This is a genomic window from Paraburkholderia fungorum (assembly GCF_902833645.1).
In the GTDB taxonomy this organism is placed as follows: domain Bacteria; phylum Pseudomonadota; class Gammaproteobacteria; order Burkholderiales; family Burkholderiaceae; genus Paraburkholderia; species Paraburkholderia fungorum.
This window is the reverse complement of sequence record NZ_CADFGE010000018.1, coordinates 88,943-113,414: the sequence shown is the minus strand read 5'-3', so window position 1 is coordinate 113,414 and position 24,472 is coordinate 88,943. Positions and strand designations below refer to the sequence as shown.

The window sequence follows — 24,472 nt, the reverse complement described above, 5'->3', positions numbered from 1 at the left end:
CGCGATACGCCGGGCTACGCGTTGTACTGCATGAGTCCCGGCAACGCCTCCGCCAATGCATCGATAGCCAGCCGCACCTTCAGCGGCAAGTGCGGAGTTTGCAACCAGAGCGCGTAGACATCGTAGAGATATTCCGGCTGATCCGGCAGCAATCGCACGAGACTGCCGGTCTGAATGCGCTCGCGAACGAGCCAGTATGGCAGCCACGCAAGCCCCATCCCGAGCACCGCCGCGTCGGCGATTGCATCGAGATCGTCGAACCGCAACCTGTTTGACGGAGTGACCTCGACCGGCGAGTTCCCGGCGCACGGAAACAGCCACGGGCGAATACGCCCCGAGCGCCTGTAAATAATCGCCTGATGCGTGCTGAGTTCTTCTATCCGCCGAGGATGCCCGTGCGCCGCCAGATAAGCGGGTGCGGCACAGACCACCATATGCTGGCGCGCAATGCGACGCGCGATCACGCCTGCCTTGTCCCCCAGACCGCCGGTCCGGATGGAGAGATCGTAGTCGTCTTCTGCCAGATCGACTAAACGGTCGTTGAAAGAGAGATCCAGCTCCAGCCTCGGATGGCGTTGCGCAAATGCCAGCAGGACCGGCGCCACACAGCGCCGCCCGAAGTGAACGGGCATCGAGACGCGCAGCTTGCCACGCGGTTCGGACAGTTGATCGGCAGCGAGAGCATCCGCCGCATCCGCTTCGGCGAGTATGGCCCGGCAGCGTTCGTAGTAGGCGCGGCCGAACTCCGTCAGGCTCTGCCGCCGCGTGGTGCGGGTAATCAGGCGCACGCCAAGACGCTCCTCGAGAAACTGCACGTGCTTGCCGACCATCGGTCCGGATAAGGCGAGTGCGTCCGCCGCGGCCGCGAACGAGCCCAAATCGACAGCTTTGACGAACACGGCCATGCTCGTGAGACGGTCCATATTGATAACTGTTGGTTTCGACTGTTCTAGTTATAACGCTATTTATCCCGTCATGCATCGCCGTCATAGTTCATTCATTCCAATCACTTTCGAGTTGAAATCCTATGACACGTGTTATTCGCTTTCATCAACATGGCGGCCCCGAGGTTCTACGCATCGAGGACGTCACCGTTCCACCGCCCCCTCAAGGGGAAGTTCAGATCCGCGTGAAGGCGTTGGGTCTTAACCGCGCCGAGGCCATGCTGCGCGCGGGCAATTACATCGAAACGCCTACGCTGCCTTCCGGTCTTGGGTACGAGGCCGCGGGTATCGTCGATCGGGTCGGGGAAGGCGTGCAAGAATTCGCGCCAGGCGACGCGGTCAGCGTCGTGCCGCCGCCGACCATGCTGCGCTGGCCCGCTTATGGTGAGGTGGTCAATTTTCCCGCCAGGTTTGTCGTCAAGCATCCGCCTTCGCTCAGTTGGGAAGCGGCCGCGGCAGTCTGGATGCAATATCTCACCGCTTACGGTGCGTTGATCGACATCGCCAAACTGGGTAAGGGAGACTTCGTTGCCGTGACCGCGGCGTCGAGCAGCGTCGGCCTTGCGGCGATACAGATTGCCAACCGGGTCGGCGCCACCCCCATTGCGGTCACGCGCACCTCGGCCAAGCGGCAGGCGTTGCTCGAGTTGGGCGCCGCCCATGTCGTCGCTTCCGCGGAGGAACACCTGGCGGGCCGCCTGAAGGAAATCGCAGGGTCGCAGGGTGTGAGGGTCGTGCTGGACCCAATCGGCGGCCCGATATTCGAGCCGCTCACGGACGCCATGTCTCACGGCGGCATCCTGCTGGAGTACGGCGCTTTGAGTTCTGAGCCGACACCTTTCCCGTTATTCACGGTGTTGAGCAAGGCGCTGACGCTGCGCGGCTATCTGGTGCACGAGATCATCGGCGATCTGGCGCGACTCGCGGCGGCCAAGGCTTTCATCCTCGACGGATTGGCCTCGGGCGCGTTAAAACCCGTCATCGCGAGGACATTCCCGTTCGACCAGATCGTCGACGCCCATCGCTTTCTGGAGTCGAACCAACAGTTCGGGAAGATTGTCGTGACGGTTTGAACCCGGCCGATACAGCGCGCTCAGCCGGCTGCGACGACCTCGATACGCAAGGCTTCCCCGCCGGCTGCAATCGCCAGCAAATGGTCGACGTTCGGGTGCGCGCCCGGACGGTTGCGCGCGTCGGCCGTATGCTCGGCGAACACGGCGAGGCCGTGTTCTGCCGCCTTGGCGTCCAGCGTGCCGAAGGTTTGCTGCAGATAGTTGTATACCGCCAGCGAGCCCTGCTTGCCCGGCTTGTTCTCGATGCTGGCCACTACGGCGCCCTTGCCGTCGAGCAGATCGATACGTTCGATGCCACCAATGGCGGGCAGTTGGGCGAGGTTGTCCTTGAACACGTTGCTCGGCTGAATCACTGAAAACACTCCTTCTATTCGAAAAAATACGGCGAGCCGTATCTTATCCGATAGGGTGCTGCGCATCGCGCTCAACACACGGCGCGCCGCAAGGCCCGGCGTCGCGCGAACTTCGGTTTTTTCGAACTATCGCTCCCGGTTTAGCAGATTTATCCGTTTCCCAACCTGACGCAGACTGAGGCTCACCACCACTGCGGACCTTGTCCGCGCCAAGGAGCCCCGATATGCGTAACTATCCGCGCAACAGTCCTCAAGCCGCCGCACGTATCGTCGCGTTGGCGCTCATCTCAGACGGTCACGTCAGCAGCTCGGAAGAGCGTGCACTCGAAAGCCTCGATATCGCCGGCGAGCTGGGTCTCGCCCCGGCGCAATTCGCGCAGATTGTCCAGACGATGTGCGAAGACCAGTCGGTCGCGCACACGCCGGCGGTCGGCCAGCTCGATGCGGCCCAGCTCACCACGTTGTTCGGCGAGATCGACGACACCGCCTTGCGTCGCAAGGTGATCCGCCTGTGCCTCGCCGTCACGGTCGCGGACAACTATCTGGCGGACGGCGAAATCGCCTTGCTCACCGCCGTGTTCAGGGCGTGGGGACCTCAGCCGGTCCAGCCCACGAACCGGCACGTCGCACTGCTGAGCGCGCCGCGCGCTCACGCGCGCACGGCAGCGACCACCTGAGAAGCGAGCGCATGATGTTGCCCGCGCCGCGAACGGATCGCGTGGATCTCTTCGACCACGCCTTCCGCCCGGCCGAGCCGGCGCAGTCCGCGCAGCAACGCGACGTCCCCGGCGCCGAGTTCCGCGAGCGGAAACACCCCGAGGCCACGCGCGGCGAACACCGCCATCAGCGCGCTGTCTTCGAATTCGCCGGCAATCCGCGGCCGGATACCCGTAGCTTCGAACCAGCGGTCGAGCCGCGCGCGCAACGCGCTGTGCCCGGTAGGCAGAAGCACGGGCACATCGGCGAGGCACTGCGGAAAGCCGGCACGGGCGGCTTTGCCGACAATCGCCGCCGGACCGTACCAGTCGACCGGCGAGCCGATCAGGCGCTGGCTCACCACGCGCAAATCCGCATTGTGCGGCGCGGGTTGGCACGCAAGAACGAGATCGAGCCGATGGAGCGCGAGTTCGGACAACAGTTGCGCGTGCTCGCCTTCGTGACATAACAGCCTGAGCGACGGCGTATCGAGCACCGGCGCCAGCAGCGCGTGCGCCGCGAGCTTGGAGATGCCGTCGGAAAGCCCCACGGCAAGCCGCGCAATGCGTTCGCCGCCCGTCTCGCGCATCTCGTCGAGCAGCGCCTCGCCAATCTGAAAAATCTGCTCCGCGCGATTGAATGCCGCCTCGCCCGCTTCGGTCATGGTGACGCCGCGCCCGGCCGGCTTCAGCAACTGGCGACCGATCGATTTTTCCAGCTCGCGCACCTGTGCGCTGATCGTCTGCACCGCCATATCGAGGCGCTCGGCCGCACGCGCGAAGCCGCCCTCTTTCACGACGATCCAGAAGTAGTACAGATGGCGATAGTTGAGCATGGGCAGGAAATAGTTCGAAAAAACCGATATATCGATCAGATTATCACTGATTTATCCGAACCATGAAGACGGCGATGATAGCGACATACCGAAGTTGCCCGTCACTCGTCATTCATTACTTACGGACCCCATGGATTCCTTACTCATTCTCGCTGCCGACCCCGCCGCATGGGCTGCGCTTCTCACGCTGGTCGTGATGGAAATCGTGCTCGGCATCGACAACCTGATCTTTATCTCGATCCTCAGCAACAAGCTGCCGGAAGCCCAGCGCGCGCGTACCCAGCGCCTCGGCATCATGCTCGCGCTCGTGTTGCGGCTCGGCCTGCTCGGCACCGTCGCGTGGATCGCGCAGCTGACCGCGCCTGCTGTGACGTTGCTCGGCCACGCGTTTTCGTGGCGCGACCTGATCCTGCTTGGCGGCGGCCTGTTCCTTGTCTGGAAGGCGACGAGTGAGATTCACCAGAACGTCGTCCATGCCGAGGAGGTTCGCGACAAGGCAAGCACGACCGTGCAATTGACCGCAGTGGCCGCGATCGGACAGATCCTCGTGCTCGATATCGTGTTTTCGGTCGACAGCATCATCACGGCGGTCGGCATGACCGAACACATGCCGATCATGTTCATTGCCGTGATCGCCGCGGTCACCGTGATGCTGTTCGCGGCCAACCCGCTGTCGCGCTTTATCGACCGGAATCCGACCATCGTGATGCTCGCACTCGGCTTCCTGCTGGTGATCGGCATGACGCTCATCGCCGAAGGTTTCGGCACCCACGTGCCGAAGGCTTACATCTACGCGGCCATGGCGTTCTCCGCGTTTGTCGAAGCATTGAACATGCTCGTGCGTCGGGCGAAATCGAAGCAGGCGCTTAGCGTCGAGCGATGAGCGTCCACCGACTTTTTATCCTTAAGGAGCAACGAAATGAAATGTCCTGTTTGCAAGACCGCTGACTTGCTGATGACCGAGCGACGCTCGATCGAAATCGATTACTGCCCGGTCTGCCGCGGCGTCTGGCTCGATCGCGGCGAACTCGACAAGCTGATCGCGCAGGATGCCGGCAGCAACGAAGCGCCGGTGAGCGCCGCCGCACCCCCGAGCCGGAACGATCACCACGATCGCGACCGTTCACACAACAGCGAGCATGGCTACGACCGCAATCGTGGGTATGACAACAACCGCTCGTATGACAGTCACCGCACGGACTATCGGGGACACAAGAAAAAGCGCTCGCTGTTCGACATGTTCGATTTCGACTGAACGTGTCCGCGACTATTCGGACCCGCGGCTGTATCGAATGAAAGGGCGCGTGCTGATCCAGCAGCCGCGCCCTTTCAGTTTTTCCTTCTCGATCTCTGCTGACGTGGCCTCATGCCAACGCCAAACCCTTCAGACAAATAACAACGCGCCGCGTGTCATCGGCCGGGCGATCTGCCGCGTTAACGCATTTAAGGCGGCACAGTTGTAGCAGCAGTTACCTAGCGGCAACAACCGGCGCACCAACCCATCACCAGTAACGCTCAGCATTGGCGGTTTGAGCGCGGCGCGCACGCGCTCAATCTCCTCGCGCACACTGCCTTGATGCTTCCCCAAATTGTTTTGCCTGCCCGTTTATCCTTCAGATGCCAATTTCATTCGTTTCGATCAAAAAAACCGGCGTGCTTGCCGCGCTCGCTTATTGCGCGCTCAGCATCGCGATGCCGGCTCATGCAGCCGACAACGTGATCGTGCTCGACTCCGGCGAAGCCCAACTGACGCTGGTCGATCCGGCGACGCACAAGGTCATCGGCACGGAGCCGACCGGCAAGGAACCGCATCATCTGATGATTACGCCGGACGGTCACTCGCTGATCGTCGCCGATTCGATTTCGAACGATCTGATGTTTCTCGATCCGCACACCGGCCGCGTGCAGCGCAAGGTCGAAGATATCGAAGATCCCTATCAGCTCGGTTTCTCGCCCGACCACAAATGGTTCGTCACCGCCGGCCTGCGGCTGGATCGCATCGATGTGTATCACTATGACGGCCAGAACATGACGCTCGCCAAACGCGTCCCGCTTTCGAAAACGCCGAGCCATATGACGTTCTCGTCCGATAGCAAGATCGTGTTCGTCACGCTGCAAGACACCGGCGAAGTGGCCGCGATCGATCTGGCGACGCAATCGGTGCTATGGAAACTGCATGTCGGCAATACGCCCGCCGGCCTCTGGATGACGCCGGGCGACCGCTATCTGTTGATCGGCATGACGGGCGAAGACGACGTCGCCGTGGTGGATTGGCACAAGCAGCAAGTCGTGAAGAAAATCCAGACGGGGCGCGGCGCGCACAACTTCCGCAACCTCGACGACGGCCATCACGTGGCGGTCACGAACCGCGTGGAAAGTACGATCAGTATTCTCGATTACAACACGCTGACGAAAACCGCCGACATCACCGGACTTATGCCCGGACCCGACGACATGGAACTTTCCGCGGATCATCGCTATCTGTGGGTCACATTCCGTTTTGCGCGACATGTCGGCATCATCGATCTGACAACGCATAAACTTATCGACACAATCGCTGTCGGACGCTCACCGCATGGTTTGTATTTTGCCAACCGTGCCCCCGTGTACGCGCCCAATCCAGACTGAGCAGGCTTTCGTTTTGATGACAGCATTCGCAATTTCAAGAGGTTTTCGATGATTCACGAGATCGTCGCGCAACTCGACAATGGCGTCTCGGCGTTGCAGACACTTCTGTACGTCGACGTGGTGCAGCCGTTGTTCTATCGCTTCGGCCTGATGGGCTACGACGAGGACACCTACGACGCGCTCTACTGGGTGATCATCGGTGTGCTGGAAATACTGATCACGTATATCGCCTTGCGGCCGCTGGAAGCGCTGCGGCCCATCGAGACATGGTCGGATCGCAAAGCGCTGCGCGCCGATGTGATCTACACGTGGATTGCCAAGCTCGGCATCATCAATATCGCGTTCTTCTTCATGCTGCAACCATTGTTCAATCATTGGCAGAGCCTGATGGCGATCTACAACGTGCCGAACATCGACATCGACGGCTTGTGGCCGGGCGTCACCGATCAACCGGTCGTGTCGTTCCTGATCTATCTGATCGCGCTCGATTTCTTCGGCTACTGGTATCACCGCTGGCAGCACCGCTTCGGCGTGTGGTGGGAACTGCACGCGGTGCATCATAGCCAGCAGCAGATGTCGTTGTGGGCCGACGACCGCAATCACTTTCTCGACGACATCATCCAGGCGGCGTTCTTCGCCGCGATCTCGCTCTTCATCGGCGTACAGCCGACCCAGTTCGTGGTGCTGGTCGCCGTCGGCAACTTCATGCAGAGCGTGCAGCACGTGAACGCGCGTTTGCCGTATGGGTGGCTGCTCGAACGCACGATCGTCAGCCCGATTTTTCACCGGCGTCATCATGCGATCGGCTACGGCCATGAAGGCACGCGCTACGGCTGCAACTTCGGCGTGCTGTTTCCGTGGTGGGACATGATGTTCAAGACCGCGTCGTGGGACCGCACCGTCGAGCCGACCGGCATTCGCGACCAGTTGCCGGCACCGCACGGCGCCGGGCGCTCCTACGGCAACGGCTTGATCGCCCAGCAATGGCGCGCGTTTGGCCGCATCGCCATGCGTCTGCGGGGCCAACGCTCCTACGGTGGCGTGACAGACTGAGCGACATCGCTCGCTGTGAAGCCTGGGGCGCCTCACCCCAGGCCCACGGCCCGCGCGATTAGCAACCCGCCTGCGCCGACGATCCCGGCCCCGATGACGCGCGCCGCGCGCTCGCCATGTGGGGCAACGCGTTCGACGGTGATCGCCGCCGTCACGGCCGCCATCACCCGCAAATCCATCATCCCGGCCACCAGAAGGACCATGGTCAGCCCGGCACAGCAGGAACTGCAGTGGAGGCCGAGACGCAAGCCGTGCCGCCACGCCGTGGCGGCATCCACGGGCAGAGCGGGCAAGCCGCACCGTCCCGGCAGCATCTGGCCGCACCCCGGCGGCGTACGGCAACAGGCAAGACGGCGTGCCTTCCACGCCGTGAACTGCAACGCGCCGGCGATCAGCACAATTACACCGGCCGCAAGCGGAACGACGCGCGCCAGCGCCGGCAGTTCCGTTTCGAGCGCCGCAAGCGCAACGCCGAGCGGAAATACGGCCACACCAAGCGCGCTCCATACGAAGAAATACCCCGCGCCCACCAGCAGCGTCAGACGGCCGACGCGCGTCTCACCGATTGCGCTGACGGCGAGGCGATAGCGCCACAGCATGGGGACGAGCGACGGCAGCATCATCGCGACCATCATTACGATCCACATGCCGACAAACGACGCCGCGAGTCCAGGCCACGTCTGTCCACACATTCGCATCCATGCCGCCGACATTGTCCAGCCGCCTGGCATCGGCATGCCGCCCATTGCCGACATCGACGCGGCGCTCACCGCCGTCACCGTCGCGCTGACGGCGAACAGCAGCGCCGAGACGCCCAGGAACGCCCGCTGCGAAACGGGGGTCTCGCTCGGGCGCCGCGATATTCGCCGGCCTGCGCTCGCGCTCACCTGTTCCATCGCAGGGCTCAGCGCGTCTCGTACTCGTCGTGGCGCTTCCACCAGACGCCCGTCTCGTTGCGCCCCTTCGGCGCGCGGTCGAGCCACTGATACATCGGCCAGATGCCGTCCACGCCTCGCGCATAGGTGGAATACGTGTGATAGACCACGCCGTCTTCGAGAACGAACGCACTCAAACCCGGCCGGTCGCGCGTGTACGTCGCCGCGTCGGTGCCGCAGGTCGCCGCGAACTGGGCGACGGGCTCGGGAATCTGCGCCGCGTCCATCGCGTGGGCGCCGCGCTCATAGTTGTACTCAATGCTCCCTTCACGCTGTTGCGCCTCGGTAAACGCGATGTTGAAGTCGAAGTTGAAGTCGCTGCCGTGCGAAGACGCCCAGGGGAACGTCCACCCCATCCGGCGCTGATACGCCTGCAGCTTCTCGAACGGCGCCCGCGACACCGCCGACAAGGTGACGTCGTGATTCGCCAGATGAACCGCGACGCCGTCGAAGCCATCCGCGATCGACGAACATGACGGACATCCCGCCTTGTAGTCAGGCCCAAACATGAAGTGATAGACCAGAAGCTGCGAGCGTCCTTTAAAGAGGTCCGCCAGCGAAGCGCTGCCCGCATCGGTTTCGAACCGGTACTGCTTGTCGATGCGCACCCAGGGCAGCGCCTGCCGTTGTTGCGCCACCGCATCGCTCTGCCGTGTGAGCGCCTTCTCCGCCTTGAGCAGTTCGAGCCGTGCGGCCAGCCATGCGTCACGCGTTCCGGTCGTATGTGTCGTAGTCATGCTTGCCTCCTTGGGCGTCCTGCGTCGCTCGCCTGATTGTCGATACGACGTAGTGGTTGGTGGTCGTGCTAGATTAGTCACGGGCACCCGGACGGTGGGAGTGACAAGTGTGGCGGGATTCAGATAGACCATGACACCATGGACGCGCTAGTAACGGCGGCGGCGCGGGCGCTGGCGGCAGGCGACCCGCTCGGCGCATTGAACCGGGTCGCCTTGCGCGACGACGCAGCCGCGCTCGCACTGCGCGGCATCGCGATGGCACAGCTCGGCGATCTCGTTCGAGCAAAGGCGCTGGTGCGAAGCGCCGCGCGCGCCTTCGGTCCGAAAGAACCGGTAGCCCGTGCCAGATGTGTAGTTGCCGAGGCCGAAATCGCGCTCGCCTCACGCGATCTGGGCTGGCCCGCCAAGGCGCTCGACGCCGCGCGGGCAACGCTCGAAGCCCACGGCGACCGGCTGAATGCCGCGCATGCGCGGTATCTCGAAGTCCGGCGCCTGCTCCTGATCGGCCGCCTCGACGAGGCCGAGCGTTTGCTCGCGAGGCTCGACCCCACGCCCTTCCCACCCGCGCCGCGCGCCGCTCACGAGCTGGTCGTCGCGGGAATCGCAATGCGCCGCCTCCAGACGAAACAGGCGCGCGCCGCGCTCGCCGAAGCTGAACGCGCCGCCCGTCAGGCCGGCATCCCGTCGCTGACGGCGGAAGTCGACAGCGCCCGCCTCCTGCTGAACACGCCCGCAGCGCGGCTGGTCGCGCATGGCGAGGAACGGCCCCTGCTGCTCGAGGAAGTCGAAGCGTTGCTGACGTCGAAGGCGCTCGTTGTGGACGCGTGCAGATACGTCGTACGTGAAGCCAACATCGTCGTACCGCTCGCGAGGCGTCCGGTGCTGTTCACGCTGGCACGTACCCTGGCCGAAGCATGGCCTGAAGACGTACCGAGGGACGCGCTTATCGCGCGAGCATTCCGGACGAAGCACGCCGATGAAACGCATCGTGCGCGATTGCGCGTCGAAGTCGGGCGGCTGCGCGCCTTGCTCGGGCCACTGGCCGGCATCAGCGCAACGAGGCAGGGCTTTGCGCTCGCGCCGCACGGCGCGCGCGAGGTCGTCGTACTCGCGCGGCCGGTGGAAGAGCCGCACGCCATGGTGCTCGCGTTCCTCGCCGACGGTGAGGCGTGGTCGAGCTCGGCGCTCGCGATTGCGCTGGATACCAGCCAGCGCACCATGCAGCGCGCACTCGACACGCTGGCGGCCGCCGGCAAGGTGCAGTCGTTCGGCCGCGGGCGGGCGCGGCGCTGGATGACGCCGCCCATGCCCGGATTCACGACGACTTTGTTACTCCCCGCGTCTCTGCCGATTGATTAGGATGCAGCCATGAAACGATCAGCCGCCAATATCGTCCGTGAATATGGACCCTTTCCGGGCGTCGACGCCGTACATGGCGTGACCTTCGACGGGCAACACGTCTGGATCGCGAGCGGCGACAAGCTGAACGCTTTCGATCCGGCGAGCGGAGCCATGCTGCGCACGATCGACGTGGTCGCGCGGGCCGGCACGGCCTTCGACGGCCAGCACCTGTTTCAGCTCGCCGACGAACGCATCCAGAAAATCGATCCGGTTAGCGGCCGCGTGCTGGATACGATCCCGGCGCCCGGCGGTGGCGGCAATTCAGGGCTCGCGTGGGCCGAAGGATCGCTCTGGGTGGGACGCTATCGCGACCGGCGGATTCATCAGGTCGATCCCCAAACCGGGGAAATTCTTCGCACCATCGAATCCAACCGCTTCGTCACCGGCGTCACCTGGAGCGACGGGGAACTCTGGCACGGCACCTGGGAAGACGACGCGAGCGAGTTGAGGCGAATCGATCCTGGTACCGGCGAAGTGCTGGAAAGCCTCGAGATGCCGCCGGGCGTCTACGTGTCGGGACTCGAAGCCGATGGCGGCGATCAGTTCTTCTGCGGCGGCGCAACCAGCGGGAAAGTGCGCGCGGTACGTCGGCCCGCACGAGGCGCCGAGCTTCCCGCCGAGTCTGTGGACGAATAAGCGAAGCAGACAGTGCGCCACCTGGCACAACGCCCGGATCGACACGCCAGCCGATAAACAACAAACGTTGCCAATCCAGGGTTTCCATCAACAGAAATAGCTGTTGCCAAACTTTTTGTTGTCGTACTATCCGCCTTGACAACACATGTTGCCACATAGGCGGGTTGCGCATCGCATGTTGCGACGCCACCCGGTGTTAGTCAGCCGCCCCTTGACGCTGTCAGGGGCATTGCCCACCACCGCGGAGAATTTATGGGACGTCGCTCCTTCCTCATGTCTATGGTTGCTGTCGCCATGCTCGGCACAACCCTCGCCCACGCTGACAACAAGGAACTCGTTGTCGGCACCGACACATCGTTCATGCCCTTCGAATTCAAGCAGGGCGACAAGTACGTTGGTTTCGATCTGGACCTGTGGGCGGAAATCGCCAAAGATCAGGGCTGGACCTACAAGATTCAGCCGATGGATTTCGCCGGCCTGATTCCCGCTCTGCAAACGCAGAACATCGACGTTGCGCTCTCCGGCATGACGATCAAGGAAGAACGCAAGAAGGCGATCGACTTCTCCGATCCGTACTACGACAGCGGCCTGGCCGCGATGGTGCAGACCGGCAACACCAGCATCCAGTCGATCGACGACCTGAACGGCAAGGTGATCGCGGCCAAAACCGGCACGGCCACCATCGACTGGATCAAGGCGCATCTGAAACCCAAGGAAATCCGTCAGTTCCCGAACATCGACCAGGCGTATCTTGCGCTGGAGGCCGGCCGGGTGGGCGCCGCCATGCACGACACACCGAACGTGCTCTATTTCGTCAGCACCGCCGGCAAAGGCAAGGTAAAGGTCGCCGGCACACCGGTCAGCGGCGACAAGTACGGCATCGGTTTTCCGAAGGGCAGCCCGCTCGTCGCCAAGGTCAATCAGGAGTTGAGCAGGATGAAAGCGGACGGCCGCTACGCGACGCTGTACAAGAAATGGTTCGGCTCGGAGCCGCCCAAGTCGTAAGCGTCATTGGCAGGACGCGCAGCGAAGCCCGCTGCGCGCGGGACGACTCAACCAGGAGCGGTGTGTGGAATTCGATTGGTCAGTTATCTGGACTGCACTTCCGGACTTGATGGCCGGCGTGAAACTGACGGTGTTCATTGCGTTCGTGGGACTGGCCGGCGGGTTCGTGGTCGGCGTCATCGCCGGCATGTTCCGCGCGTACGGTCCGCTCGCGCTTAACGTCGTCGCGCAGGTCTACATTGAACTCATTCGCGGTACGCCGATTGTGGTTCAGGTAATGTTTCTTTACTTCGCGCTGCCGCTGCTCGCGCATATCCGGATCGACGGACTCACCGCCGCCATCATCGCGATCACGGTGAACTCGGGCGCCTACCTTGCCGAAGTTGTACGCGGGGCTTTGCTGTCCATTCCGAAAGGCTTGATGGAGGCCGGTCTCGCCATGGGATTGTCGATGCCGCGGGTGTTGCTGAAAATCGTCGGGCCGCTGGCGTTCCGCCGGCTGATTCCGCCATTGGGCAATCAGTGCATTGTGAGTCTGAAGGATACGTCGCTCTTTATCGTCATCGGCGTAGGCGAACTGACGCGCCAGGGCCAGGAAATCATCGCCGGAAATTTTCGTGCGGTCGAAATCTGGTCGGCCGTCGCGGTGATTTACCTGGTCCTGACGGGTGTGATGACGCTGTCGTTGCGTCTCGTCGAAAGAAGGATGCGCATCCTATGAGTATGGTCGAATTCCAGAGTGTCTCGAAGAGCTTCGGCCACGTGCCCGTGCTCAAGGACATCGATCTTCGTATCGAGAACGGAGAAGTCGTGGTGATCGTCGGGCCTTCGGGCTCCGGCAAATCGACCCTGCTTCGCTGTATCAATGCGCTCGAAAAGATTAGTGGCGGCGAGCTGCTCGTCGACGGCCTGAGCGTCAAAGGCAATGCATCGGACATCCGCACGATTCGCCTCGAAGCCGGCATGGTGTTTCAGCAGTTCAACCTGTTTCCGCAGATGACCGCGCTCGAGAATGTGATGTTCGGACCCATTCAGGTCCGTGCAGCAACGCGTGCCGAAGCGCGTGACCAGGCGATGGCGCTGCTCGACAAAGTCGGTCTCGAATCGCGGGCCAATCACTATCCGTCGGAATTGTCCGGTGGACAACAGCAGCGTGTTGCGATCGCGCGGGCGCTTGCCATCAAGCCCAAGCTGATGCTCTTCGACGAGCCGACGTCCGCGCTCGACCCCGAGCTTCGTCACGAAGTGCTCAAGGTCATGCAGGATCTCGCGACTGAAGGCATGACGATGATCGTCGTCACACACGAGATCGGCTTCGCGAAGCGGGTAGGGACACGTCTGCTGTTCATGGACAACGGGGGGATTGCGGAGGACGGCGAGCCGGCGGCGCTGATCGACAATCCGCCTACGCAGCGCTTGAAGGACTTTTTGCAGCATGTGGCTTAGCTCATTGCGTGCCTCGGATCCTGGCATCGGCTTGCCAACCCATCGCCATTATGTGACGATGGGTCGATGCCCTACACGATCGAGCCTCTGCAATGACCACCATGAAATTCGATACAGTCGTGCTCGGCGCGGGCATTGTCGGCGTGTCGGTGGCGGTGCATCTTCAGAAACGCGGCCGTCAGGTCGCACTGGTCGACCGCAAGCAGCCCGGCAACGAAACGTCGTTCGGCAATGCCGGGCTGATCCAGCGTGAAGGCGTGTATCCGTACGCGTTTCCGCGCGACCTCGGCACCTTGCTTCGGTACGCGCGCAACCAGTCGCCGGACGTTCGCTACCATGCTGACGCCATACTCAAGACCGCGCCCTTTCTTTGGCAATACTGGCGCAATTCTCATCCGGCAAAACACGCGGCTATCGCGAGGTCGTACGCCACACTGATCGAGCATTGCGTGGACGAACACCGCGCGCTGGCGGCCGAGGCCGGCGCGAGCGCGTTATTGCGCCCAACCGGCTGGATCAAGGTGTTCCGCACGGCGCCCGTGTGGGACGAAGAAATCCGGCATGCCGAACAGTGGCACCGGGAATATGGCGTCGAATTCGAAGCGCTGGATGCGGGCCGGCTGCAACAGAAGGAGCCCGATCTCGACAAGACCTTGTTAGGCGGCCTGCGTTATACGGAGTCCGAATCCGTAAGCGACCCCAACGCGCTGGTCACCGCCTACGCAAAGTATTTCGAAGCGCTCGGCGGACGCTTCTTCATCGGTGACGCGGACTCGTTTCGTGAAAGTTGGACGGTCGACACGCAAGACGGAACCATCACCGCTTCATCGGCGGTCGTCGCGTTGGGACCGTGGTCGGATCGTGTGAGCGCGCGGCTCGGCTATCGCTTGCCGCTCGCCGTCAAACGCGGGTACCACATGCACTATGCGCCACAGGGGGCAGCCCGTCTGAATCATCCGGTTCTGGACGTCGAGAAGGGCTACGTGCTGGCACCCATGGCAAAAGGCATCCGTTTGACCACGGGTGCGGAAATCGCGCACTGCGACGCGCCTAAAACACCCACGCAACTCGCCGCGGTCGAACCGGTTGCGCGCACGCTGTTTCCATTGGGCGAGCGCCTCGACAACGAGGCGTGGATGGGACGGCGTCCCTGCACGCCCGACATGATGCCGATCATCGGACCCGCCGGAAATTACAAGGACCTGTGGTTCGCGTTCGGCCATGCGCACCATGGGCTGACGCTTGGCCCCGTCACGGGCCGGCTGATCGCCGAGATGATGACCCACGAGGAAACGCTCGTGGACACGCGGCCGTTCAGGGTGGAGCGGTTCTAAAGCCGATTCGCTCCACCGTTTGATCCGTTCAGGTTGCCCGAGAGCGGTTACTGGCCGCTCGTCTGCAAGATCGCACGATACTGCTGTCGCACCGGCTGGGCGTTTTCGTAATTACGTTCCTTGATCACGCCAAAGCCGCGAATCGACGACGGCACCCGCAACAAGGCCAGCGCCGCTTCGATCGTTTGCGGGGTGAGCCGTTGAAGCGCGAGTTCGACGTCTTCCTCGAATTCGCCGATCAACGCACGTTCGATGACACGGTCCTTCTGGCGGCCAAACGGATCGAAGGCGGTGCCGCGCAACACTTTGCCGTGCTTCATCACGCGCAACAGCGGATCGAGCCACGCCGCGCGAAGGGCAATCTTGGTTCTGCGGCCGGTACGAGGATCGCGACGCGTCAAAAGCGGCGGCGCCATGTAAAAGGTCTTCTTGCCACCGCCATCGAAAGCGCCGGACAGGTACGACTGGAAGCTGCCGTCGGTATGCAGACGCGCGACTTCATACTCGTCCTTGTACGCGAGCACCTTGAAATAGTTGCGCGCCGCCGCTTCGGTAAGTTCACCGGCGGTCCCGGCAATACGCTGCTCGGCCTGCTGCACCCGCTCGACAAGCGCCCTGTAGCGGCGGCCATAGGCGGCGTTCTGATAACGCTCAAGGTCGCGCACACGGTCGGCAACAAAGCGCTCGAGTTCGAACTCACCGGATGCCACCACAGCCACGCCGGAAACCTGCTCGATCACACTCGCGTCGTGAGCCAGCAAGCGGCCCCAGAAGAACGCCCGCCCGTTCATCTTGACTGCCGTGCCGTTCAGTTCGATAGCCCGCAAAATGGCCGTTTCCGAAAGCGGAATCAAGCCTCGTTGATACGCATACCCAACCATCATCATGTTCGACGCAATCGCGTCACCGAACAGAATCTCGGCGGCGCCCGAACCATCCCAGAACGCGGATGAGCCCGACCCGAGCGCGCCTTCGATCGCACGCTGGTGAATGGCCTTGCTCACGGGCAGATCGCCATCGCGCACAAAGTCCGAGGTGGATGTAATCCGTTCGTTCACAACGGCCCGCGTCACGCCCGGCGCGACCCGCGAGAGCGCACCCGCTGACGCCGCGACCACCGCGTCGCAACCAAGCAGAACATTCGCGGCGTGCGCGCCGATGCGTGACGTCACGATTTGCGCGCGGCTGCTCGCAATCTGCACATGGCTGATCACGGCACCGTTCTTTTGCGCGAGACCGGTGAAATCCAGGGTCGAGACGCCCTTACCTTCCAGATGGGCGGCCATCGCGAGAATCGCACCGATCGTGACCACGCCCGTGCCGCCGATACCGGTGACGACAATGCTCGCGTGTGCGTCCAGATCGGCCGGCACAGCCGCCGGCGCAGGCAGTTTCGCGCGCCATTCAGCCTCAATCGCGCCAATCCGCTTCTGATCCGGCTGTTTGGGTTGCAGCCCCTCAACCGTAACGAAGCTCGGGCAGAACCCTTTGAGGCACGACGTGTCCTTGTTGCAACTCGACTGATTGACGGCACGTTTGCGGCCGAGCTCCGTTTCGAGCGGTTCGATCGCAATGCAATTCGACTGCACCGAGCAATCGCCGCAGCCTTCGCAAACCGCCGGGTTGATCACCACGCGCCGGGGCGGGTCGATCAGCTTGCCGCGTTTGCGGCGCCGGCGCTTCTCGGCCGCGCAGGTCTGGTCGTACACGATGACCGAGACGCCTTTGGCCGCACGCAGCGTGCGCTGGAGTGCGTCGAGGTCGTCGCGATGCTGAATCTCGACGTTCGCGGGCAGCCGCAGGGAACCGGTGTACTTTTCAGGCTCGTCGGAAACGACCACCACTTTGGCAACACCCTCGGCGACCACCTGGGCCACCACGCGCTGAACAGTCAGGCTGCCTTCGGCGGGCTGGCCTCCAGTCATCGCAACCGCGTCGTTAAAGAGAATCTTGTACGTAACGTTGGATTTCGCCGCGACCGACTGGCGAATCGCAAGACTTCCCGAGTGCTGATAGGTGCCGTCTCCCAGGTTGACGAACATGTGCGGAATATCCATGAACGTCGACATGCCGATCCATTGCACGCCCTCGCCGCCCATCTGACAGAACGTCGCCGTATCGCCCGCTTCGCCCAAGGCCATGATGTGACAGCCAATGCCGGCGGCAGCGTACGAACCATCCGGCAACCGGGTCGACGTATTGTGCGGACAGCCGGCGCAGAAAAACGGCTTGCGGCTCAGCGGCTGCGCATCGTTGCCGGCCGCCGCGAGCGCAATGACGCGCGAACCATTGCGTTGAACCGGCGCAACGAGCGGAACCGGCGGAACGGATACCGTGAGTTCGACCTGGGTATGGGCAAAGAACCGTTTCAGCGCGGCCGCGATCTGGTCCGGCGCGAACTCCATCGCGGCGGGCAGTAGCGGCCCTGCTTCGCCCAGGTCCTTGCCGAACACAGCGGGACGTTCGTCCGGCCGCAGATTGAACAGCGCCTCCTTGATCTGACGCTCGACGAAGGAGCGCTTCTCTTCGACCACGACCAGCGCCTGCATGCCGCGCGCAAAGGCGCGTACGCCCTCGGTCTCCAGCGGCCAGATCATGCCGATCTTGTAGACGCCGATGCCGAGGCGCTCAAGCTCCTGCGCCGACAGCCCAAGGGCCGCGAATGCCGCCAGCACGTCGCCGTGCGCCTTGCCGACCGTGACGATACCGACCCGCGCGCCGCACGGCCGTACGAGCGTGCGATCGAGCGGGTTGGCACGCATGAAAGCGAGGGCGGCGGGCAAACGCTCATCGAGTATGCGTCGTTCGAGTTCGCTGCGCTCGGCCGGCCAGCGAAGATTCGGATCGTAGTTGAAGCCGCGCCCTTCCGGCACGTGGATGTCGGCCGGCAATCTGAAACGAGGCGCCGCGCCGGCGTCATGCGCCTGCACGGTCATCGACCGGCCGCTTTCAACGGTTTCGGTGATGGCCTTGAAAGCGACCCACAGGCCGGAGAAACGCGACATCGCGTAACCCGCCAGACCGAACTCGATATATTCCTCAACCGACGCCGGAAACAGAATCGGCATCATCGCGCCTTCGAAGACATGGTCCGTCTGGTGCGGGAACATCGACGACTGTGCCGCGTGGTCGTCACCCGCCACGGCGAGCACGCCGCCTTGCCTCGACGTGCCCACAATGTTCGCGTTGCGGAACACATCGCCGGTTCGGTCGACGCCCGGGCCCTTCCCATACCACATCGAGAAAACGCCTTCGACGCGCTTGCCGGGAAAGGCGTCGACCTGTTGCGCGCCCCACAGCATGGTGGCGCCCAGGTCCTCATTCAAGCCGGGTTCAAAGCGGATCGCGTGGTCCGCGAGCAGTTTCTTCTGACGCCACAGTTCCTGATCGAAGCCGCCGAGCGGCGAGCCGCGGTAGCCCGACACCAGGCCGCCTGTCCGGATGCCCGCGGCGCGATCGCTGCGAGCCTGTTCAAGCAGAATTCGCACCAGCGCCTGGGTGCCCGTCAGGAAAACGGTGCCGTTCTCCCTGACGTAGCGGTCCTCGAGACCGTAGTCCATGTCGATCGGACGCCCCAGCTCCACTGCTCGCATATTCATTGTGTGTCTCCTCTGCCTGTAGTGGCATGCGAGCCATTTTAGGTAGCCGATAGAGGCGATTCGTGCCAAACTCAGTCCCACAATCGCTTGAAATTGGCAAGTCGCGCCGATTTTCAACCGTTTTAAGGGAAAGTTAGCCAATGAAGTTTGACCGTACCGACGTGGCCATCCTGCGCGCATTGCAGCTCGATGCCCATACGAAAGCCGCCGACCTCGCGGAGTCGCTGGGTCTTTCGCTGTCGCCGTTTTACCGGCGTATCCGGATGCTTGAAGAGGCCGGCGTCATCAACCAGTACGTGACGCTGCTGGATCAGGAGAAGGCGGGGTTTCCCGTCAATGCGTACGTGTCCGTGGCAATCGAGAAGAAAAGCGAGGCACGGCTCGCGGCGTTCGAGCGCGCGATTGCGAACCTGGATGAAGTGATGGAGTGCTACCTGATGACCGGCGCTTTCGACTACATGCTCCGGGTGGTCGCGGCCGACATTGCGGGCATCGAGCGCTTCGTCATGACCCGGCTCACGAAGGTTGACGGCGTGCGCGACATTCACACCTCCGTCGCGCTGCGTCGCGTCGAATATAAAACCGCGCTGCCGCTACGCATTCGCGACGAATAATGCCTAGCTGAAGGGCGCCTTTTCCGGTTCAGCCGCATATTTGTCACGGAGCGCGTTCACGCAGCGGGTGAAGCGCGTGCGGAAGCCGACAGGGTCGGTACTCGGCGGCGTGAGTCCATCCGAGGTCACGTTCCATCCGTCGGCGGTGCGGGTAGCGTCCAGATCGAAGTTCGCGCCCGGCTCGTCTTCGAGAATCACCGTCTCGCGTATTTCGCGGCCCCCGGCGCTGATCACCGCCTGACACCCCTGATGAAGGCCGCCCGCCGCATGAACGCCGCTGCTGCCCAGAGGGGCGCTATTCGCGGCTGCGCCGTACATCCGTAGCGACTGGAATTGGGGCGGCGTCGCGGCGGTAACGAATGCAACGTCGCTGTCCGATATGCCGTCGCTACAACCGCTGATCAGGCACGAAATCGCGGCCAGCACGAAGCCGGCGAAAGCGTGTCGAAAACTCCATGTCTCGTGGCATAGCATGGTTGGCCCCGTAGTTCTTGATATGTGGTCGGGAACCTCGTGTCCCGGCTCCGCGCCATTCATTGCGGCAATAAGGATAGCCGATACGCATGCCAACGATCCAGCGTGCCGATATCAAGTCGGGACACGTCACTCGCCTCTGAGTGCGCGTATTGCATCCAGCAATCTGTCGATCTCGGGCTCCGTGGTCAGATAGCTGACGGACGCACGCGCAATCTGCTTAAGACCTCTCGCCTCCATATCCAGCGGCGTGTAGCCCACACCGTTACTGCCGATCGTAATGCCCTGCGCCGCCAGTTTGCGCTGCACCGAGAGCGGCTCCAGACCCGCTACGTTGAACGCCACCAGGCCGGACTGTTCGCGCCCCTGATCCAGCACCGTCACGCCGGGGATCTCCGCGAGTTGCACGCGCAAGGCCTGAGCAATGCTGTCGATGCGCGCGCGAATATTTTCGATGCCGATCTCCAACGCCTCTTCCAACGCATTGGCCACGCCGCAATGCAAGGCGGGCGACGATTCCGACACCTCCAGACGCGCCGCGTCGTTACGCAAGACGGGTTCGCCGTCGGCGCCCAGCGGCGCGGATCGCGTATCGACGAAAGCCGGGGTCAGGCGCGGCAGAAAATCCTCGCGCACGTACAGCAGACCGGTGCCTCGCGGGCCGCGCAACGCCTTGCGGCACACGCCGCTCAGAACGTCGCAACCCACCGCGGCGACGTCGATGGGAAGTTGTCCAAGCGCCTGCGCGGCATCGATGAAGTACGGGATGCCGTGGCGGCGCGCGACCTGCCCGATCGCCGCGGCCGGGTTGATCAGTCCGCCGTTCGCCGGCATCCAGGTCAGCGCGATCAGGCGCACACGATCATCGAGCATGGCCTCCAGCGCCTGCGGATCGACGGCGCCGCTGGAGTCGGACGGAATGACGTCGATCGTCGCCCCTGTGCGCTGTGCCGCAAGACGCATGGCGGCCAGATTGCCGCCCCACTCATGACGCCCGACCAGAATCCGCTCGCCGGATCGCAAGGGCGCAAGCGCCGCGAATGCGGCCCCCCAGCCGGACGAGTTGCCTGTCGTCAGCGCAATCTCCGCGGGCCGGGCGTTCAGCAGGCGCGCAGCCAGCAGGCGCGCGCGCTCGGTTTGCTCACGTCCCGTTACGCCGGCTTCCATCGGCCCCGTGGTAGCTTCGAGCCATAGCTGGGCGCGTATCGCTTCCAGCGTGGCGGACGACGGCAGCGAGGCCCCCGCGTGATTGAAATGCGTGACGGTTTGAGCGCCGGGCGTGCGGGCGCGCAGCGCTTCCACGTCGGCAAGCGAGAGAGGAGATGGCATGGTTATTCCAATGACGGGCGTTGAGCTCAAGCTGCTGTAAGAGAGATCACGGCTTCGACTTCGACGGCCACACCGGCAGGCAGCGACGCGACACCGACCGCACTGCGCGCATGGCGGCCGGCCGCGCCAAATACGTCGACCATCAGATCGGATGCACCGTTGGCAACGGCGCTATGACGATTGAAGTCCGGCGTGCTGGCGACGAACACACCCAGGCGAACGACGCGCGCGACACGCTCCAGCCGGTCGCCTGTCGCGGCCGCAATCTGCGACAGGACGCCCAGCGCCGCGAGGCGCGCCGCCTCGATGCCTTGATCGTCCGTGAGCTCTTCGCCGAGGCGGCCCAGGCAGGCCGGCTGGCCGCCCTTGCGTGATATCTGGCCGGATATAAAGAGAAGATTGCCTTCTTGCACGAACGGCACGTAATTGGCTGCGGGCGAGGCTGCGGCTTCAAGCGTCAGGCCGAGTTCGGCGACACGTGCGGAGATGGAAGAGGTCATATCAGGAGCGTCCGATCGTAAGGGAGAACCCATCGTATGGGCCCGGCCTTGGTGTGACCAATCAATTTTTACACGCCACGCATGAGCGAAACTAATGCGTACCGTCCAGCACGTCTTGCGCGGCGGTCTGCGTGATCCACGCGCGGAAAGCAGACGCGGCATCGCTCAAGCCGCCCTTGGGGGTGACGAGCCACCAGCCGACGCGAGGTTCGTCCAGCACCGCGTCGGGCAATGCCTCCACCAGCGCCTTGCTCGCCAGTTGCTGGCCAATCAGCCGATGGCGGCCCATTGCGATGCCCTGCCCGGCGAGCGCCGCTTCCACGACGATGTTGTAGTCATGCAGTTGCACATGCTGCGCGCGGCTAAGGTCTACGCCGAACCGATTCGCCCACAGTTCCCACTCGAAGGAATGCTTCGAATACGAGGCCAGAAGCGGAAAGCGCAGCAGATCCTGCGGCTTGCGCGGGCGGCTTCGGCCACTGACAAGGGACGGGATGCAAACCAGCGAAAGACGCTCAGGCATGAGTTGCTGCGAACGTACGCCCGGCCAGCCGCCCCGGCCGTAACGGATCGCCACGTCGACCTCGCCGCCCGACACGTCGGCCAATGCGATCTCGGGCCGCAACTGCAGATCGATACCGGCATGGGCGGCCGAGAAAGCATGCAAGCGCGGCGCCAGCCAGCGCGTTGCAAAAGAAGCCAGAATCCCGACCGTCAAGGTGGCCCGCTCGCCGGGATGCACGCGAACCTCGCGGGTACCGGCGCGCAGCAGTTCGAAGGCGGCATGCACCTTCGCGTAATACGCCAGGCCCTCTGGGGTCAGCTCGACGGCACGCGTGCGCCGCTCGAATAACGCAACGCCCAGGTCGGCTTCCAGTTTCTGGATCTGGTGACTGACAGCACTCTGTGTCACGAACAGTTCCTGAGCCGCATGACTGAAACTCAGACGCCTCGCGGCCGCTTCAAAAGCACGTAGCGACAGGAGCGGCGGTAATGAGCGGGCGGAATGCATCGGAGCTTGGCAATGGCACGAAGAGTTTGCCATGCTACGCCACTTGGTATTGCCGCGCGCGCCTCAGGCACGCAGCGCGATACGAATGCCGCCGCACGCGCTAGCGCAAGCCGGCCGCAATTTCGACGTTCGCGACCATCGCCATGAGCCGCGGCGCGACATCGTCGATCAAACGACGTCCCTGCGCCGACTGCGCCGGCACCGCGCAGTTGAACACCAGCGTCTCAGCGTCCACCTGCGCGCACAACGGCGCAGCGACGCCGTACGCGTTCTTCTGCATATCGCCGTACGAAAAGCACACGCCGGCTTCATGGTAGTCGCGCAGCGCCTGCTGCACCTGCGCCCCATAAAGTTGCCATTGCTCAGGCACGGCGACGCGCAGCCGGTTCAGCGCCACCTCACGCTCCTGCGGTGTGACCGCCGCCAGCCACGCCCGGCCCATCGCCATCCGCAGAATCGGACGCACCGCGCCGACGTCGGGCCGGGCAAGAATCCGCTCGTCGCCCGGACAGCATTCGACGTAGACCATATTCGACTGATCCCGCATGCCAAGCGACACCGACCCGCGAATCTGCAACGCAAGCTCGCGCATGAAAGGCCGCGCGATCTGCCGGATGCGCATGCCGGCCAGCAGCGGATAGCCCATCGAGAGCACACCGCCGCCGAGCCGATAGTTGCGCGCCACCTGGTCATGGCGCAGGTAGCCGAGCTCGGTCAAGGTGTAGGCAAGCCTCGACACCGTGGCCTTCGACAAACCCGTCCGCTCGGCAAAATCCTTGTTGCCGAGCGCCGCTTCGCCGGGCCGGAAGCAGCGCAGAATTTCCAGACCGCGCGCGAGCGTGAACGCGAACTGACGGTCGTCGTCGTCGGGAAACGAGTCCATGGTCGGCCGCCCGGGAAATGGACCCGGTGAGAGTCGCGCTTCGTCGTCGGCGGCAGGCTGCAAGGCGAGCTGGCGTTCGACCGTTTCCACCATCGCCACGAGCCGCGGCGCGATCTCGTCGACAAGCATCCTGTAGGTCAGTTGCACCCGCGGCACGCCGCAGTTGAAGACGAAAGTTTCTGAATCGATCGATGCGCGCAGCGGTACGGCGACCGCATGGATTGCAGGCTCGAAATCGCCTTCGCCCAGCGCGAGGCCACACTTGTCGAACGTACGCAGCGCGCCCTTCAATCCGGCGTGATACGCGTCCCACTGCTCGGGGTCGCGGGTGCGAATCTGTTCGAGCACGAGAGCGCGTTGCGCGGGCTCGGCGCGGCCGAGCCAGGCCCGGCCCATCGCGGAGGCAAGCATGGGCAGCGACGCACCGGTATCCGGACGAAACGCCGGCGATTCATGACCGCGCGCAGTCTCGACATACACCATGTGCGAGCGATCGCGAATGCCGAGCGACACCGAACCGCGCGCCACATCGGCAAGCTCCCGCATCAGCGGCCGCGCCAGTTCACGGATCCGCAAGCCCTGCAGAAACGGATACCCGACCGACACCGCCGCCGAACCCAGCCGATATTTGCGCGCGCTGTTGTCGTAGCGCAGAAAGCCGAGCACGGCGAGCGTATACGTGAGCCGCGACACCGTGGCTTTCGACAGGCCTGTGCGCTCGGCAAAGTCCTTGTTGCTGAGAATTGCGTCGCCCACCTTGAAGCAGTTCAGTAACGCGAGGCCGTGCGCGAGCGTGGTGGCAAACTGGGGATTGCGGAGTGGATTCGGTGCCATCGTTTATGCGAAGAAACGCTCGGGGCGTGCTTGCGCCAATTGGAACACGTTCGCCAGCCGGCCTCCATCCGTGTTTAACATAGCGAAACCCTAGTACCGCCATCCTGCCAGATTGCTAGGCTGAGCCACTCCTACAGGTCTACGCGGAGTG

The 24,472-nt window shown here is 63.3% G+C and carries 25 protein-coding genes; 13 read left to right on the top strand and 12 right to left on the bottom strand.

Going from position 1 to position 24,472, the window contains the following annotated elements:
• Window positions 1-14: 14 nt before the first annotated feature.
• Entirely contained in the window at window positions 15-923 is a 909-nt protein-coding gene (locus tag HWX91_RS37685) for a LysR family transcriptional regulator (RefSeq protein ID WP_028195294.1), read from the bottom strand.
• A 104-nt stretch (window positions 924-1,027) separates the two neighbouring features.
• Here HWX91_RS37685 and HWX91_RS37680 point away from each other — a divergent pair, with 104 nt between their 5' ends.
• Window positions 1,028-2,017, top strand: coding sequence for a zinc-dependent alcohol dehydrogenase family protein (locus HWX91_RS37680; RefSeq protein WP_028195295.1), 990 nt, complete (start codon window positions 1,028-1,030; stop codon window positions 2,015-2,017).
• A 20-nt stretch (window positions 2,018-2,037) separates the two neighbouring features.
• On the opposite strand, the gene HWX91_RS37675 is transcribed toward HWX91_RS37680, so the two are convergent.
• Window positions 2,038-2,370 (bottom strand): DUF2322 family protein, encoded by a 333-nt coding sequence (locus HWX91_RS37675; protein WP_028195296.1) that lies wholly within the window; start codon window positions 2,368-2,370, stop codon window positions 2,038-2,040.
• A 224-nt stretch (window positions 2,371-2,594) separates the two neighbouring features.
• On the opposite strand from HWX91_RS37675, the gene HWX91_RS37670 reads away from it, so the two are divergent.
• Window positions 2,595-3,047 carry a TerB family tellurite resistance protein gene (locus tag HWX91_RS37670; RefSeq protein ID WP_028195297.1) on the top strand — a complete coding sequence of 151 codons (453 nt, stop codon included), beginning with the start codon at window positions 2,595-2,597 and terminating at the stop codon, window positions 3,045-3,047.
• On the opposite strand, the gene HWX91_RS37665 is transcribed toward HWX91_RS37670, so the two are convergent.
• A complete protein-coding gene (locus HWX91_RS37665; RefSeq protein WP_028195298.1) occupies window positions 3,020-3,901 on the bottom strand; it encodes a LysR family transcriptional regulator in 882 nt (293 codons plus the stop codon). The genes HWX91_RS37670 and HWX91_RS37665 overlap by 28 nt on opposite strands.
• Before the next feature lie 130 nt (window positions 3,902-4,031).
• Between HWX91_RS37665 and HWX91_RS37660 the strand changes: the two genes are divergently transcribed.
• Both HWX91_RS37660 and HWX91_RS37655 read left to right on the top strand, forming a co-directional pair.
• Window positions 4,032-4,784 (top strand): TerC family protein, encoded by a 753-nt coding sequence (locus tag HWX91_RS37660; protein WP_028195299.1) that lies wholly within the window; start codon window positions 4,032-4,034, stop codon window positions 4,782-4,784.
• A gap of 36 nt (window positions 4,785-4,820) precedes the next feature.
• Window positions 4,821-5,156: a TFIIB-type zinc ribbon-containing protein gene (locus tag HWX91_RS37655; RefSeq protein WP_028195300.1), complete on the top strand. Its 336-nt coding sequence runs from the start codon at window positions 4,821-4,823 to the stop codon at window positions 5,154-5,156.
• A 129-nt stretch (window positions 5,157-5,285) separates the two neighbouring features.
• Here the strand turns inward: HWX91_RS37655 and HWX91_RS37650 are convergent, their stop codons facing one another.
• Entirely contained in the window at window positions 5,286-5,489 is a 204-nt protein-coding gene (locus HWX91_RS37650; protein ID WP_127837988.1) for a hypothetical protein, read from the bottom strand.
• Between the two features lie 29 nt (window positions 5,490-5,518).
• Between HWX91_RS37650 and HWX91_RS37645 the strand changes: the two genes are divergently transcribed.
• Both HWX91_RS37645 and HWX91_RS37640 read left to right on the top strand, forming a co-directional pair.
• On the top strand, window positions 5,519-6,529 hold the full coding sequence (locus HWX91_RS37645; RefSeq protein WP_028195301.1) for a YVTN family beta-propeller repeat protein: 1,011 nt from the start codon (window positions 5,519-5,521) through the stop codon (window positions 6,527-6,529).
• A gap of 48 nt (window positions 6,530-6,577) precedes the next feature.
• On the top strand, window positions 6,578-7,582 hold the full coding sequence (locus HWX91_RS37640; RefSeq protein ID WP_028195302.1) for a sterol desaturase family protein: 1,005 nt from the start codon (window positions 6,578-6,580) through the stop codon (window positions 7,580-7,582).
• A 32-nt stretch (window positions 7,583-7,614) separates the two neighbouring features.
• Here the strand turns inward: HWX91_RS37640 and HWX91_RS37635 are convergent, their stop codons facing one another.
• Entirely contained in the window at window positions 7,615-8,478 is an 864-nt protein-coding gene (locus HWX91_RS37635) for a DUF2182 domain-containing protein (protein ID WP_042274289.1), read from the bottom strand.
• 8 nt (window positions 8,479-8,486) lie between these two features.
• Complete coding sequence (locus tag HWX91_RS37630; RefSeq protein WP_028195304.1) at window positions 8,487-9,254, bottom strand: DUF899 domain-containing protein; 768 nt, start codon at window positions 9,252-9,254, stop codon at window positions 8,487-8,489.
• Window positions 9,255-9,392: 138 nt separating this feature from the next.
• Here HWX91_RS37630 and HWX91_RS37625 point away from each other — a divergent pair, with 138 nt between their 5' ends.
• The 6 genes from HWX91_RS37625 (at window position 9,393) to HWX91_RS37600 (ending at window position 15,076) form a co-directional block, all read left to right on the top strand.
• On the top strand, window positions 9,393-10,613 hold the full coding sequence (locus HWX91_RS37625) for a hypothetical protein (RefSeq protein ID WP_028195305.1): 1,221 nt from the start codon (window positions 9,393-9,395) through the stop codon (window positions 10,611-10,613).
• Between the two features lie 9 nt (window positions 10,614-10,622).
• Window positions 10,623-11,291, top strand: coding sequence for a Vgb family protein (locus tag HWX91_RS37620; RefSeq protein ID WP_028195306.1), 669 nt, complete (start codon window positions 10,623-10,625; stop codon window positions 11,289-11,291).
• Between the two features lie 252 nt (window positions 11,292-11,543).
• Window positions 11,544-12,296, top strand: a complete 753-nt coding sequence (glnH, locus tag HWX91_RS37615; protein ID WP_028195307.1) for a glutamine ABC transporter substrate-binding protein GlnH — start codon at window positions 11,544-11,546, stop codon at window positions 12,294-12,296.
• A 64-nt stretch (window positions 12,297-12,360) separates the two neighbouring features.
• Window positions 12,361-13,017 carry a glutamine ABC transporter permease GlnP gene (gene glnP, locus HWX91_RS37610; RefSeq protein ID WP_042274292.1) on the top strand — a complete coding sequence of 219 codons (657 nt, stop codon included), beginning with the start codon at window positions 12,361-12,363 and terminating at the stop codon, window positions 13,015-13,017.
• Window positions 13,014-13,742 carry a glutamine ABC transporter ATP-binding protein GlnQ gene (gene glnQ / locus HWX91_RS37605; protein WP_028195309.1) on the top strand — a complete coding sequence of 243 codons (729 nt, stop codon included), beginning with the start codon at window positions 13,014-13,016 and terminating at the stop codon, window positions 13,740-13,742. Before glnP ends, glnQ begins: the two co-directional genes overlap by 4 nt.
• A gap of 101 nt (window positions 13,743-13,843) precedes the next feature.
• Window positions 13,844-15,076 (top strand): NAD(P)/FAD-dependent oxidoreductase, encoded by a 1,233-nt coding sequence (locus HWX91_RS37600; protein WP_028195310.1) that lies wholly within the window; start codon window positions 13,844-13,846, stop codon window positions 15,074-15,076.
• Window positions 15,077-15,123: 47 nt separating this feature from the next.
• On the opposite strand, the gene HWX91_RS37595 is transcribed toward HWX91_RS37600, so the two are convergent.
• Complete coding sequence (locus tag HWX91_RS37595; RefSeq protein ID WP_244144189.1) at window positions 15,124-18,675, bottom strand: indolepyruvate ferredoxin oxidoreductase family protein; 3,552 nt, start codon at window positions 18,673-18,675, stop codon at window positions 15,124-15,126.
• 140 nt (window positions 18,676-18,815) lie between these two features.
• On the opposite strand from HWX91_RS37595, the gene HWX91_RS37590 reads away from it, so the two are divergent.
• Window positions 18,816-19,289, top strand: a complete 474-nt coding sequence (locus HWX91_RS37590; RefSeq protein WP_028195311.1) for an Lrp/AsnC family transcriptional regulator — start codon at window positions 18,816-18,818, stop codon at window positions 19,287-19,289.
• A gap of 3 nt (window positions 19,290-19,292) precedes the next feature.
• On the opposite strand, the gene HWX91_RS37585 is transcribed toward HWX91_RS37590, so the two are convergent.
• From HWX91_RS37585 to HWX91_RS41260, 5 genes are all read right to left on the bottom strand, one after another.
• The gene (locus HWX91_RS37585; RefSeq protein ID WP_127837987.1) at window positions 19,293-19,763 is read right to left on the bottom strand and encodes a hypothetical protein; all 471 of its coding nucleotides are present in this window, start codon (window positions 19,761-19,763) and stop codon (window positions 19,293-19,295) included.
• 129 nt (window positions 19,764-19,892) lie between these two features.
• Window positions 19,893-21,092: an aminotransferase class V-fold PLP-dependent enzyme gene (locus tag HWX91_RS37580; RefSeq protein ID WP_028195313.1), complete on the bottom strand. Its 1,200-nt coding sequence runs from the start codon at window positions 21,090-21,092 to the stop codon at window positions 19,893-19,895.
• A 26-nt stretch (window positions 21,093-21,118) separates the two neighbouring features.
• A complete protein-coding gene (locus HWX91_RS37575) occupies window positions 21,119-21,592 on the bottom strand; it encodes a RidA family protein (protein ID WP_028195314.1) in 474 nt (157 codons plus the stop codon).
• Window positions 21,593-21,683: 91 nt separating this feature from the next.
• On the bottom strand, window positions 21,684-22,604 hold the full coding sequence (gene gcvA / locus HWX91_RS37570) for a transcriptional regulator GcvA (RefSeq protein WP_028195315.1): 921 nt from the start codon (window positions 22,602-22,604) through the stop codon (window positions 21,684-21,686).
• A 100-nt stretch (window positions 22,605-22,704) separates the two neighbouring features.
• Complete coding sequence (locus tag HWX91_RS41260) at window positions 22,705-24,321, bottom strand: IclR family transcriptional regulator (RefSeq protein ID WP_311734532.1); 1,617 nt, start codon at window positions 24,319-24,321, stop codon at window positions 22,705-22,707.
• Window positions 24,322-24,472: the final 151 nt, after the last annotated feature.